At 50.9% G+C, this 14919-nt stretch carries 6 protein-coding genes; all 6 read left to right on the forward strand.

All coding sequences use genetic code 11. From position 1 onward, the window contains the following. Nucleotides 1-2: 2 nt before the first annotated feature. The 6 genes from BMZ54_RS25965 to BMZ54_RS25990 are packed head-to-tail and all read left to right on the forward strand — an operon-like array spanning nt 3 to nt 14911. Nucleotides 3-827 carry a thioesterase domain-containing protein gene (locus BMZ54_RS25965; protein ID WP_162277673.1) on the forward strand — a complete coding sequence of 275 codons (825 nt, stop codon included), beginning with the start codon at nt 3-5 and terminating at the stop codon, nt 825-827. After that, on the forward strand, nt 820-9153 hold the full coding sequence (locus BMZ54_RS25970) for a GH36-type glycosyl hydrolase domain-containing protein (RefSeq protein ID WP_089918988.1): 8334 nt from the start codon (nt 820-822) through the stop codon (nt 9151-9153). Before BMZ54_RS25965 ends, BMZ54_RS25970 begins: the two co-directional genes overlap by 8 nt. A 12-nt stretch (nt 9154-9165) precedes the next feature. After that, entirely contained in the window at nt 9166-11367 is a 2202-nt protein-coding gene (locus tag BMZ54_RS25975) for a peptidase domain-containing ABC transporter (protein ID WP_202909361.1), read from the forward strand. Nucleotides 11368-11372: 5 nt separating this feature from the next. Next, the gene (locus BMZ54_RS25980; RefSeq protein ID WP_143081135.1) at nt 11373-11876 is read left to right on the forward strand and encodes a hypothetical protein; all 504 of its coding nucleotides are present in this window, start codon (nt 11373-11375) and stop codon (nt 11874-11876) included. 33 nt (nt 11877-11909) lie between these two features. Further along, a complete protein-coding gene (locus BMZ54_RS25985) occupies nt 11910-13823 on the forward strand; it encodes a condensation domain-containing protein (RefSeq protein WP_089918992.1) in 1914 nt (637 codons plus the stop codon). 5 nt (nt 13824-13828) lie between these two features. Further along, nucleotides 13829-14911, forward strand: coding sequence for a carboxylesterase family protein (locus tag BMZ54_RS25990; protein WP_089918994.1), 1083 nt, complete (start codon nt 13829-13831; stop codon nt 14909-14911). The last annotated feature ends 8 nt before the right edge of the window (nt 14912-14919 follow it).

Here is a 14919-nt window from a genome sequence, read left to right on the forward strand (position 1 = left end):
TTATGTTAAGCCAGGATAAGGAGCTGCCGCCGGTATTTATTATACCCGGCGCCGGTGGCTTAAGTAATGATTACTATGAGCTGGCTTTGGAGCTGCAAAATAATTATTGCGTTTATTGTCCTGAAATGTATGGCACGGTGCCGGGTGAGGTGCCGCTGGAAACCATCAGCGACATTGCTGCGCTTAATATAAAATGGATGAAAGAGGTGCAGCCCGAAGGTCCTTACCGTTTGATCGGCCATTCTTTCGGCGCCTATCCTGCTTTTGAAATGGCGCGGCAGCTGGAGCAGAAGGGAGATGAGGTGGCATTTACTGCCATACTGGATGAATACGCCACCTTACACTGCCTGATTGACGAGAATGCACAGATCAATGCCTTAAAGCTGGCGGCCGATTACCTGCGTGACTTTGACATTATCCGGCACCCATTCCCTGAATGGTTTGTTGGGTTGGCAGATGAGCTGTACGATTTGCCATTGAAGCAACTGGCCGGTAAAATTGCGGAGCTGCTCAAAGAACATTTGCCGGAAAAAAGTGAAGACATTGATTTTACCACCAGCCTGATTAATCTGCGTATCTACAACGCTCATATGTCTTATCACCCCGATGTAAAATTACAGGGTGAGCTGATCATATTCCGTTCTGCTCAGAACGAGGAGCATGAGGCAGGGGCTATGGGATGGGCGCCCTATGGGGAAAGTGTTAACACTATTGAGCTGCAGGATGGACATGGGATGCGGGGAAATGAAAACGCCCGCATTATTGCAGGACAGATCCTGTTAAAAGATATCAGCATCACTCCTTCAACCCCGGGACTGAATGGGTAGTAAAGATCTTAAGGATACGCGGGCGGAGCAGGCGGCTGCAGCAAAACAGCCGCTGTATAACCTGGCGCATTTGCAGGCGCAAAGCCATGTGATACAGCCGGGGAAGGGGGGAAGCTATCTTTATAAGAAACTACTGGATAACCGGCGTACGCTAAGGCGCGCCTATACCCGTCTGCAAATGACGGAAGCAGCCGGCCGGCAGGATGCTGTGGAGATGTGGTGGCTGGATCATTTTTACGTAATGGAGGAGCACCTGCGGGTGGCCATTTCATGGGCTTACCGTAAGGCAGACCGGCACCTGGTATGTATAACAGGCGCAAATCACCAGCCGGTACCCCGCATATATGAAATAGCGGATAATATTGTGGCATATGCCGGTGGAAATATAAGTATGGATGCGGTTACCGCGTATGTGCAGGCATACCAGGAAATAACGGTATTGCATATACGTGAATTGGATGAAATGCAAGCCGTTATGCGTATAGTATTGCTGGAGAGAATTACCGGCATTACCAATAATATGCTTTCTGCAGGTGACATTGCTGTTACTGAAGCACAGCGGCTGGCAGACAAAGGTGCCCTGAAAAAATATATTGACGGTCTGCGTATACTTTGCAATTCGGACTGGCAAAAGTTCGTATCAGCCGTTTGCGCTGTGGAGCAGGCATTCCGGAGCGAACCTGCAGGCATATACCCCCAAATGGATGCGCTTACATGTAACAGCTACCGGAAGGAGGTAAGCAATATTGCAGCACGCAGCCTGCTGCCGGAAACCCTGGTTGCAGCACATGCCCTTGCTCTTACCGAAGCAGCCGGTGTGCAGCTACCGGATGCAGCAAAACATGTTGGATTTTACCTGCTGGGTAATGGCCGCTCATTACTGGAAGCAAAAACAGGCATGCAGTATACCCCTGCAGAAAAAGTGCTTAAGCTGTTACGGCAGCATGCCGCAGTATGTTATCTTTCTGCCATTACTGTACTGGTTATTGCAGGAACGGTATTAACCAAAAAATACCTGCTGGCTGGCTGGGAGAACGGCTGGTTAAGCTGGACGGTATTAGCCCTGGCCGCATTGTGTATCAGCCAGGTGAGTATTACTGCAGTGAACTATTGCCTTTCCTGCCTGCTGCAGCCCCAAAGGCTGCCGCGGCTTGATCTCAAGAACGGTATTCCTGCAGCCAGCCGTACCCTGATAGTGGTACCAGCTATGCTTACCGGGAGAAACACCATTTTATCCCTGGCTAACGACCTGGAAGTATATTATCTCGGTAATAAAGATCCACAGCTGTTTTATTGCCTGCTGTATGACTTTTGTGATGCAGCGCAGGCAGAGCTGCCGGAAGATGCTTCACTGCTGGAGTACGCGTTAAGCTGCATTAACCGGTTGAATGAGCAATATGCTGCTCCGGGCCAGCCGGTGTTTTATTTGCTGTGCAGAAAAAGGGAATGGAATGCCGCTGAGAAAAAATGGATGGGCCATGAAAGAAAGCGGGGTAAGCTGGAAGATCTGAACGCATTACTCCGCGGACAACGTCTGCACCGTTTTTTACCCGTTAGCGGAGATATAAGCCCTTTGCAACAGGCAAAATATGTGATCACGCTGGATGCGGACACGCAGCTGTTACCTGCCAGCGCCCGTAAGCTGGTAGGGGTAATGGCGCACCCGCTAAACCACCCGGTGCTGGATGCTGAGAGGAAGTGTGTTACCAGCGGATATGGCATGCTGCAGCCGCGTATCAGCCTGAGCATACCTGTAGCAGAATATTCACCCTACATCTATATGTATGGCAGTGAGCCGGGGATAGACACCTATACCTGTACGGTATCTGACGTATACCAGGACCTGTTTGGAGAAGGATCGTTTATAGGAAAGGGGATTTATGATATAGACGTTGCCGTGAGTGTGTTGCAGGATCGTTTCCCGGATAATCTCATTCTTAGCCATGATCTGCTGGAAGGTTGTTATGTACGTTCCGGCCTGGTAAGTGATATTGTATTACGGGAAGAGTTTCCGGTGGATTATACCCGTGATATGAAACGCCGCCACCGTTGGATACGCGGCGACTGGCAGATAGCCAGGTGGCTGCTGCCGCTGGTACCAGGTTTAAACGGATTGCAAAAGAATCCATTATCTATTTTATCCAAATGGAAAATATTTGACAACCTGCGCCGGAGCATATTGCCAATAGCTGCCCTGCTGTTATTGGGGCTCGCATTCTTTAATGCAGCCACTGTTTCGGGCTGGATGTTGTTTGTAGCGCTGGTGTTTATGTGCCAGGCACTGTTACCGGCGGTGATAATGATGATAAGCCGGATCAGCAGGTGTTTCACGTTCGCATACTGGCAGTCACTATGGAGTATGCTGCGTAAAACAGTGCCTGCCGGTGCTTACCACCTGGTATGCCTGCCCTACGAAGCAGCACGTTTTGCTGATGCCATCCTGAAGGCCGGCCTGCGCATGGTGATCACCAAACGCAGGCTGCTGGAATGGGATGTAACGGATAGCGCCGGCGCATACACCGCTGTTAGCCTGTACGCCATGTTGCGCCAGATGTATATAGCACCCTGTATTGCGTTGGGCATAGGTGCGGGTATGTGGTTTGCACAGCGCCAGCCGCAGCTTGTTATGGCAGCTTTGTATGCGGGCGCCTGGGCATTATCGCCGGTAGTGGCCTGGAGGCTGAGCCAGCGCCGGAAGAGCAACGTTGATGCCGTTACTCCTGAAGACCGCCTGTACCTGCGTAAGGTAGCCCGTAAAACATGGGGCTACTTTGAACATTTTACCGGGAAGAATAACAGCTGGCTTACGCCCGACCATTTCCAGGAAGCACCCGTAACCAATGTGTCGCCACGTATATCGCCCACTAATATGGGGTTGATGCTGTTGTCCAACCTTTCTGCCTGCGATCTTGGCTACCTGACAACAGGCGCTTTCCTGCACAGGATCCGGCAGTCCATGCATACAATGGAAAAGCTGGAAAAGTGCCGCGGACATTTTTTTAACTGGTATGATACACATTCCTTAAAAGCAGTAAAGCCACACTACGTATCCACTGTTGACAGCGGCAACCTGCTTTGTTACCTGTTAACGCTGCAACAGGGCATAAATGCATTGCTGCAGCAGCCGGCCATTGCATGGGAGCAGCTGGTACAGGGATTTGAAGATACGCTTGCACAGCTGCAGGAAACGGGAGAAGATCATCACCCGGCCCTTACAGCTTTCAAACGGCAGCTGCCGCAATTAGTACATGCGGCATATAAAGGGCCGGTGATACTGCGGTTATGTGAGCTGGCAGGCGTGCTTGTAAAAGAGCTGCCGCCCGATGCGGATGAAAGAACTGCTTACTGGCTGGCGGCGTTGTTGAAGCAGGCCGGGGACCTGCGCGAAGAAATGTTGCAGCTGCAGCCATGGTTGTTTTCTGCGCCATCATTTTTACCACGCGAATGCCTGCGGCGTATGGCATCATTTACGCTGGAGGATATTTCGCTGCTGCCGTCAAACACCGGTTGGCTGGTGAATGCAGGTAACACGGAAGTGCAGGCCTGGTTACAGCTGGTAAAGCCGGATATGGAGCGGGCTGCTGCCGATGCAGCTGCAAGAATAACCCTGATCAATACCCTTGTGGCACAATGTGCTGCTATGGCAGATATGGACTATAGTTTCCTGTATGATGAGCAGCGCCGGCTGCTGGTAATTGGCTACAATGCAGATACCGGTGTGGCAGACAGCGGGTACTATGACCTGCTGGCATCAGAAGCCCGCATGGCGGTATTTGCAGGCGTTGCGCAAGGCAAGCTGCCGGAAGACAGCTGGTTTGCTACCGGCAGGCCGCTGGTGCACGATACCGGCGGTTACAGGCTGCTGTCATGGCAGGGATCCATGTTTGAATACATGATGCCTTCCCTGGTAATGCCGCTTTATGAAGATTCCCTGCTGGATCATGCCTGTAAAGCCGCCCTTACAGTGCAAAAAGAATACGGGCAAAAACATCACATACCCTGGGGTATATCGGAATCTGCTTTTTACGAGATGGATATACACCTGCACTATCATTATGCTCCCTTTGGCGTACCACAGCTGGGCATAAGATATAACCGCGGGGATGAGCTGGTGGTGGCGCCCTATGCTTCTTTCCTGGCCATGCAGCTGGCGCCGGCCGCAGCCTGCAATAACCTGCGCCGGCTGTCTGCAGCAGGTGCGGAAGGTAAATACGGTTTTTATGACGCTGTTGATTATATGCCGGAAAGGCGCCAGGGTACGCAGGCCCATGAGATTGTGCAAACGTTTATGGCACATCACCAGGGCATGAGCCTGTTAGCGGTCAGCAGTGTGTTGCACAACAATATTATGCAGCGCCGTTTCACCGCTGTGCCGGTTTTTAAAACCAGCCTGCATTTGCTGGAAGAGCGCTTGAACGTTGCCGCAGCCTATACACCGCAGCGGAATAACGTGAAGGTAGCTTCGGCAATCGCCGGCCCGGCATTACCTGCTGTAAAAGAGATCATAACATCCCCGCATACGCCATTGCCGGAAATACAGCTGTTGTCCAATGGCAGCTACCACCTCATGATCACCGCTGCAGGCGCGGGGTACAGCCGCCGCAAGCAAACGGAAATAACCCGTTGGCGGAAAGACAGTACGCTGGATAATTACGGTACGTACTGTTATATAAAGGATGTGGAAGCGCCGCATTACTGGTCAGCCACGTATCAGCCTACACGCAGTAATGCTGAGGAGTATAGTGTTGCATTTTCCCTTTCAGACGCCAGCTTTTCCCGGAAGGATCATGGGATACACACTACAACCCGTGTGATGGTATTGCCGGATGAAGATGCGGAAATAAGGAGAACCACCTTACATAACCCGGGCGGTGCTGCCCGCATGCTGGAAATAACCAGCTACGCAGAGATCGTATTAAGCAAAGAAGGAGAGGATCTTTCGCATCCCGCGTTTAACAACCTGTTTGTATCTACGGAGGTGCTGCAGGCGCATAATGCTATTCTTTGCCAGCGCAGGCCGCGGAGCACGCAGCTGCCCGGCCCCTGTTTTTTTCATGCCATGTATGTACAGCATTGCGGGGTTCAACAGGTATCTTACGAAACAGACCGTTTAAAGTTCATTGGCCGGGCGCGCAGTACTGCTAACCCACAGGCCGTGGCGTTTGCAGCGCCGCTTGGCAACAGCAGCGGTATGGTGCTGGACCCCATTGCTGCTATTAAGTACCGCATTAAGCTGGCACCTGGTGAAACAGCCGTGATTGACATGATGCAGGGCGTTGCCAGGAGCAAGGCCGCCTGCACGGCGTTACTGCAAAAATATCGCCCCTGCGAACAGCGGGAGCGCTTAATGAACCTGGGCGACCTGTATGGCGCCGTAGTGCTGAAGAACAGCGGTGCGGCGGCGGAAGAAATACCTTTGTTCAGGCGCCTGGCCGGTGCAGTCCTCTTTTCCCATGCGCCACTGCGGGGCATTAAAAATGCAGGAGAGCAGCAGCATATGCAGCATAGCGTATTATGGAAATACAATGTTAGCGGAAACCTGCCGTTGATCTTATGCCGTATAAGCAGCGCTGCGCAAGCACACCTTGCAGCACAGCTGTTTTCCGCTCATTACTACTGGCGTATGAAAGGGCTGCCGGTGAATATGATGATCGTGAACGAGTGCAGCGGTGATCAGTTCCATATTTTACAGGAGCAGCTGCTGCAGCTGCTGGCGGCACATGATTCGCCGGAGCGCTCCGGAGGTATTTATATTACCGGCGCCGTAACAGATACCGATATGGCCCTGATGCAAACAGCTGCCTGTATGGTCATAGACGGAGCAAAAGATTCTCTGGCAGACTATTTCCCTTCACAGCATGCGCTTACGGCCCCGCCGGAAATAAGGCTGCCGGATACAGATGGTCCTGCAGGGCTGGCGCACAGCAGCTTTGACGACAGCGGTAAGGAATTTATTATACACACCGGCATAAACCGCCGTACGCCGCAACCCTGGGTAAATATACTGGCCAATCCATTGTTCGGCACTGTGGTTACCGAAAGCGGGCCGGCCTACAGCTGGTATCAGAACGCTTATAAATGCCGGCTTACATTATGGAGCGATGATACGGTAAGCGATCTTTCAGGAGAAGCTTTTTACCTGCGTGATGAAGATGATGGCATTTACTGGTCGCCCATGCCGGGGCCCTTTACTTCTGCGCAGCCGTATGTTACAAGGCACGGATACGGGTACACGGTATTTGAGCATGAGGAGCATGGCATACAGTCTGAAGTAACGATGTATGCGGATATAGAAGCGCCGGTGCGTTATACGGTAATAAAGCTCACCAATTGTTCCGGCAGGCCGCGCCGCATTGCTGTTACCGGTTATGTGGAGTGGGTGCTGGGGCAAACCAAGCTGCAGGCAGGGCGTTTTATTGAAACTGATTTTGATGAAAGCTGTAATGCAATATATGCGGTAAACCCCTCCCTGCTGCACCTTCCCGGTTGCACCGCCTTTTTTTGTACCAGCGGGCAGCTGGCAGCATACACTGCAGACCGCACCTCTTTTATAGGCCGGAACGGTACTTTACGTACGCCTGCAGCTATGCATGCTGCAACATTATCCGGCGTAAGCGGTATTAACCTGGATGCCTGTGCGGCCCTGCAATGCCTGCATGAGCTGGCGCCGGGTGAAAAACAGTCCCTGAGCTTTCTGCTGGGCGCCGGCAAAAGCAGGGAAGAGGCAGCAGCTACCATTGCCGCCTGTAGCGGACCGGCTGCCGCGCAATACGCAAAAGAGCGGATAACACAGTACTGGGACCGTACCCTGAGCGCCGTACAGGTGCGCACACCGGATCACACGGTTAATACACTGATCAACGGCTGGCTGCAATACCAGAACATTACCGGCGGATTAACGGCCCATACTGCGTATGAGCATGCCAAGGGCGACATCTCTTTCCGCGAGCTGCTGCAGCATATTATGGGAGTGGTGCACGCTAACCCGGTGCTGGCGAAAGAACAGCTGCTAATGGCTGCCGGCAAACAGTTCTCTGCAGGAGGCGTGTTGCATTTCTGGCATCCACCCGGATCAGAAGGCCTTTCAACTCAAAGCGCCGATGATTTCCTCTGGCTGCCGTTGGTTACCTGTTACTATACCACCATTACCGGCGACCTGGGTATACTGGACGAACAGGTAAGATTTTTATCCGGCAGCGTTTTACAGGATGAAGAAGCTGCCTGCTATGATGTTTTTAAACCATCTTCCGAAGTAGCTTCTCTTTATTTACACTGTGTAAAGGCGGTACAGCACGGGCTGCGCAGGGGAAGACACGGACTGCGGTTAATAGGTGCAGGAGATTGGGGCGATAATCTTAACAAAGCCGGCGCCGGCGGCCAGGGAGAAAGTGTGTGGGCCTCCTTTTTACTGGGATGGGTATTAAAAGATTTTGCAACGCTGTCAAGGAAGTATAAAGATCCTGCTTTTGCAGATTATTGCCTGGAACAGCGCAAAGAGCTGGAGCAGCAGGTTATGCAGCACAGCTGGGGGAATGAGTGGTTCTTCCGCGCGCTTACCGATACCGGCTTGCCTATAGGCGCAGCAGACGGTATCAGGAACCGTATTGATAATATAACACAAAGCTGGTCGGTACTGTCTTCCCTGGTAAGCCGGGAGTATGCGCAAACTGCGCTGGAAGCAGCGTATGAAAAACTGGTGGATGATAAACGCGGATTGGTACACAGCGTGTACCCCGCGTATGATATACAGGAAACACATACCGGTGATATTTGCAGCCTTCAACCCGGTATGGGTGAGAATGGCGGACAGGATACCGTGGCTGCAATATGGATGGCCATGGCTTTTGCAAAACTGGAAGACGGTGAAAGCGCATGGAAGCTGCTTGAAATGATAAACCCGGTATTAAAGAATCATACGCCGGAACAACGGCTTACGTACCGGGGAGCTCCTTACCTGGTTAGTGCGCATCTGTATACCGCCGGACCTTACGCCGGCAGCGCAGCCTGGAGCTGGTGCGGTGCAGGCGCTGCCTGGTTATACCGCCTTGTGCTGGAATATTTGCTGGGTTTAAAGCGTGAGGGGGACCGGCTTAGCTTCCAGCCATGTATTCCCGGAAGCTGGGATCAGTTTTCGCTGGATTACCGCTATGGCGCCACTACCTATCATATTACCGTTTGCAATACCCGCGCAGGCTATGAAGATGCGGATATTCTGCTGAATGGCGTTCCAATACACGGGAGTAATATATTATTAACGGACGATGCCGGTGAGCACCAGGTAACGGTAAATACCTGCTTTCATAAGCAACAACAAGTATTACAATAATCAACTGCAGCAGTGAAAAATAAGCAAAATACACCGCAAATACCGGCTTTCGGCAGTGGCGTAGCTGCGCTGTACCTGGTAACAGCTTATTACGGTAAGGTATATACGGAGGCGGCATTCCTGCGTTTTACAGGCCTGCACCGTAATGTTACCCAAATTACGCGCATAAGTGAAGCCGCTGAGAAGCTGGGCTTCAGGGCCCGGTGTATTAAACCCGCCTTCCGCCAGCTGCAGAAAGAAGTACCTTTTCCCTGCATAGGCAAGCTGCAAAACAGGTATGTGCTGTTAATGCGCAGCCCGCGCTGGCAGCCCTTCGGCAGCTACCGGCTGCATGACCTGGAAAGCAATACGGTTACCCGTTACAGTGCCAGGGCATTAAAAGAACTATGGAACACTTTTACAGAAGAGGATACGATATTAATGCTGGAGCCTTCCTTCAATTTTGACCAGCAGCTAAAGGAGGAGGTTACCGGAACCAGCAGCCGTTTAAGCTGGCGGCTGGTAATGGGTTACTTCCGTCAATCACGCTGGCTGGGCGCGCAGGTATTCATGGCTTTATTGCTTACCGCTTTCCTGCAGCTTATTTTCCCCTTCCTGATGCAGGCTACCGTGGATATCGGTATCTCTATGCAAAGCATGAGCTACATACAAGTAATACTGGCCGCCGAATGCATGCTTATTTTCAGCCTGGTAACGGCGGACTTTATCAGGAGCCGTTTGCTGCTGCATATATCCACTATAGCTAATATTGCTATACTGTCTGACTTCTGGATAAAGCTAACCCGCCTGCCGCTTTCCTATTTTGACCGGCAGCACACGGGTGAGATTATGCAACGGGTGCAGGATAACCGGCAGATACAAAGTTTTTTTACCGGCCCTGCGCTAAATACCCTGTTTGCCCTTTTGAACTTCGTGGTTTTTGCCGTAGTGTTAATGATGTATCACCTGCAGCTTTTCCTGGTATTTTGTGCAGGTATGGTATTATACTTCCTTTGGATGGGGCTTTTCCTGCGCATCCGCCGGAAGATCAATTACCAGCTGTTCCATGCTTCCTCTACAGAGAATAATGCCACCCTGCAAATGGTGCAGGGCATGCAGGAGATCCGCCTGCAAAATGCAGGGCAATTGAAGCGCTGGGAATGGGAAACAGTGCAGGCAAAAATATTCAGGCTCAACTTTAAGAATCTTACTTACGGGCAGCTGCAAACAATGGGCGCTGTATTTATAAACCAGGGTAAAAATGTGGCCGTTACCTTCATGGTTGCCACCTTGGTTATACAAGGCAAGCTTACGCTGGGTGCCATGCTGGCTATACAATATATTATCGGGCAGCTGAGCGGGCCTGTGGAGCAGTTTATTGGTTTTGTGCAGGTGGCGCAGGATACCAAGATCAGTATTGAACGCCTGAACGAAGTGCACCGCATGAAGGATGAGGAAGATAGCGCGCTGGCGTTGCGTGATGAGCTGCCGGAAGACCGCACCATTACACTGCAGCAGGTATCATTCTCCTATCCCGGGAACACACAGGTACCGGTGCTGCATAATGTGCAGCTGGAGATACCGGAAGGTAAAACCACTGCCATTGTAGGAGTGAGCGGCAGTGGTAAAACCACCTTGCTGAAATTACTGCTTAAGTTTTACGATGGGTATAGCGGCAACATCACCATTGGCGGACAGCCTTTTGAAGAGATCAATCCTTCCTTCTGGAGAAAGAATTGTGGTGCAGTACTGCAGGACGGATATGTTTTTAATGATACTATTGCCAGGAATATAGCAGTGGAATACGAAACGCCGGACCAGGAGCGGTTAATAGCCGCCTGCAAAACCGCTAACCTGCTTCCTTTCATTGAATCGCTGCCGGATGGTTTTGACACCAGGTTAGGGATGGATGGTATGGGTATGAGCCAGGGGCAAAAACAACGGCTGCTGATCGCAAGGGCCGTTTATAAGGACCCGGCCTATCTTTTCTTTGACGAATCCACCAATGCGCTGGATGCAAATAATGAACAGATCATCATGAATAACCTGCAGGCCTTTTTCAGGAACAGGACGGTGATCGTTGTTGCGCACCGTTTGAGCACAGTGAAGAATGCAGACAGGATCATTGTGCTGCATAAGGGCTGTATTATAGAGGAAGGCAGCCACCAGTCGCTGTCATCTTTAAGAGGAACTTATTTTGAGCTGGTAAGGAACCAGCTGGAGCTAGGCGTCTGAATTTTATGAAAAGAGCATCATACAATGGGCATACAATAAAACAGCCGTTAAGGGGTGAGCCCGGGTTAATGTCCAGGGGCGGTTCCCTGCTGGAAAAAAATGCCTTTCTGATATTATTGTTCCTGCTGCTGGCTGAGCTGTTCATTACCACACATATCCGCTATCCGGAAGTGGCAGGCACCAAAGCTTTACTGATCCGGCAGGGTGTGGGCAGCAACAGCTTCCGGGTGGAGTGGGCGCCGCAGCAGGAGCTGCGCGCAATAAGCGCCGGTACGCAGGGGAATATCACCCTGCTTTCACCGGCCGGCCTGCAGCACCGCTCCGTTAAAGTACAGCTGCCCGAATGGCAGTACGGCCGTACATTGCTGCTGCCGCTGCCGGGCAAGCTTACAGGCAGCGCTGCTGATATGCCATTGCCGGATACCATGCAGGCGGAGATCTTTATACCGGTAAAAGATATGTCCTTGCTGCAGCGCATGTTCTCGCGGCAGGCCAAACGTTTTAACTGATCCCAGGAAGTATTGTTTTAATGCTAAAACCCCATGGTTGTTTTATCCCGTTTACATAAACAGAATATCCAGGATATTTCTGAAGCCACGTCTGAGCAGGAAAATATTTACCAGGCTTGCATGCAGCATCCCCTCACCCCGGACTATGCGGGCCAGCTAACATACCGGCTTAATGGCAGGTTCGACAGCGCATGCGTGGAGCAAAGCCTGAATGTGCTTATTAGCCGTCACAATCCGTTAAGAACCGTATTTAATTACCGTCCGTCGGGCACCCTGCTGCAGGTAGTATTGAAAGCGCAGGATATAGATTATACGCTGCACAGCCTGCGCAGAACAGCGCACGGGAATGTAAAACAGCAGCTGCTGGGCGCCTTACAGCTGGCAGATGCTGAACGGCCTTTTGACCTGCATGCAGGGCCATTGCTGCGGTTAACGCTGGTGGAGCTGGATCCGGATTGTTCTGAATTCATCTGGACTTATCATACCCTTATCCTGGACCAGGAAAGTATGCTTGCGCTTACAGATGAATACATGGAGATCTATGAGCGGCTGAAAGCAAAATTTACCCGTTATCCTGTATCACACGGGCAGCATGGGCTTTTTATAAAGCGGATCTATGCCAGCGAGCTGATACCTTTCAACATGACCAAAGTGTTTGAGGTAAATGATATAGACCTGGACGTATTGCGTGACACCTTTAAATACCTGCTGCAGCGGCATGAAAACCTGCGTACTGTTTTTGTATCCGCTGAAGAAGAATTACAATACCGTTTGCTGGATGAAGAAGCTGATATTTATACTATAGACTTCACAGACCTGGAGCCTTTAACGGAAGAAGAGGCCCGGCGGGCATTACAGGCCTATAAAGCTTACCCCTTTGACCTGAAGAATGAGCGGCTGGTTAAAGTAGGTGTTTTCCGGAAAAGAGAGGACAGCTACCTGGTAGTGCTGGTGATAGATCATATTTTATCAGATGCATGGTCTTTACAGCTGTTGACAAAAGAGCTGGGTTACGTGTATGGAAAGATCATAAGCGAAAAGCAGATAGACTTAGACCCGCTTGTTGTAAAGTTCAGCGATTATGTTGCAACGCAGCAGCAAATGCTGGCCGGTGCAGCCGGAAAAAAACATCTTGATTACTGGAGCCGCGTATTGGCTAAGCCACTGCCTTTAACGTCACTGGCCGGCGGCGCTGATACCGCTGTTATACATCACTATCGGCAATGCCTGAACGGAGAGATCGCGCAGTTCTTTAAACCGTTGTCCGAAGATATAAGGCAAACCGTTTACGGCACTATATTCAAAGCAAGACCTAATGTTGGCCGGGCTTACCGCAGCTATATACCGCCGGCCACGCTGGCCGCTGTGCGTAACCTGGCAGCCGGGGAAAATGTAAGCACATTCTCTGTGTTGCTAACTGCGCTGAACCTGCTGCTGATTCGCCGCGGGCAGCAGGATACTATCATCGGCACGCCGGTGTCCCTGCGTGAATCAGCCGGTACCAATGCGCTTATCGGGTGGTTTTTAAATACTTTGCTGATCCGTACAAAAGTACAGCCGCAGGTAACAGTAGCGGCACTGTTGCAGCAGGTTGCAAAAAATGTGCTGCAGGCGCTGGATCACCGCTTTTATCCCATGGAGCTGCTCATGGACCAGCTGGATCTTTCGTATGATGTGATTGGAAAAGTATTCCTTCACCTGCTTAGTTTTGAGACAACAGCGTTGTCACTGCCGCCGTTTGCTGCCACACATACGGCTACCGGTACCCCAACCTTTGATATTAATTTCACTTTTACCGAATATGCGGATGGCATGGAGCTGGTATGCGACTACCGGCCGGAATGTTTCACTGAAGCGGCCATTACCGCCATTACCCTCGAATTAATAACCCTGCTGGCTGCGCTGCCTGGTATGTTGCAGCAGCAGCTGCCGCACCCCTCATCATAACAACTATGAAACATTTTTTTTTAACCCTGTTGTGCTGTGGAATCTACTTCTTATCCATAGCACAGGACGACACGTTGCTTAATCCTGACGATACCCTGGTGATCTACGATCCCTTGCATAAGCCGGCTATACCTCCTAAGGGCGAAGGCGCCAAATGGGTGGTTACCCCATCTGTTTTTTGGGTGAACAGCTCTTCTTTTAAATCTTATTACTTTGACGGAATGCCATTCCGGATAAAGTTTCCGGCAACATATAAAGAAGGGATTAAAACCGGCAAAAAGTATCCCATGGTGGTATTTATTCACGGCGTAATGGAAGCCGGGGATATTTATGATAACGAGAAACAGATGAAATGGGGCGCCCTGTACCTGAAAGAGCTGGTGGACACAAAACAGTATGACGGTTTCCTGTTGTTTCCACAGAATAAGGATACGGGATGGAACCGGAGCAGCATTATTACCCTGTTCAGGGTTATGTCGTACATGAATAGTTACGCAAACCTGGATATGAACAGGATAGTGGTGATGGGCGTTTCATTGGGCGCCAATGTTGCCTGGCGCATGGCTGCTTTTAACCCTCCCTTTTTTGCCGGGATAGTAGCGCTGAGCGGTTTCAAAATGGAAGATATTGAGATCATGCCCCGCATACTGGCTATCCCTTCCATTTTTTCCATGGGAGAAAAGGATGAGTTTTTCAGTATAGCGGATGCAAGGAAGTATGCGGATACCCTGCAGCATATGGGCGGCCATGTAAGAACCATGTTCTATGGAGGTTTTATGCATGAAAGCTGGGATAATGTATTCCGCGATCATGCCCTGCTGGATCTGTTGCTAACGGCCAATAAAACAAATCCTTTGGTTATAAAAGGGAAAAGCAATTTCAAAAAAGATGAAAAGGTAGCGGCAACATTGTCTGTAAGCCCCGGTTTTGACGGATACAAATGGAGAAAGAACGGAGTGGTGGTCTCCAACGGAGGTTTCAATGAGCTGAATGTAAAGGAGCCCGGTACCTATGATGTACAATTATTCCGCAAGGGCGAGGGATGGAGCCACTGGTCCGCACAGCCGGCAGTTATTACACAGGAATAGCCAGCTGC

This window comes from Chitinophaga rupis (assembly GCF_900109685.1).
GTDB lineage: Bacteria > Bacteroidota > Bacteroidia > Chitinophagales > Chitinophagaceae > Chitinophaga > Chitinophaga rupis.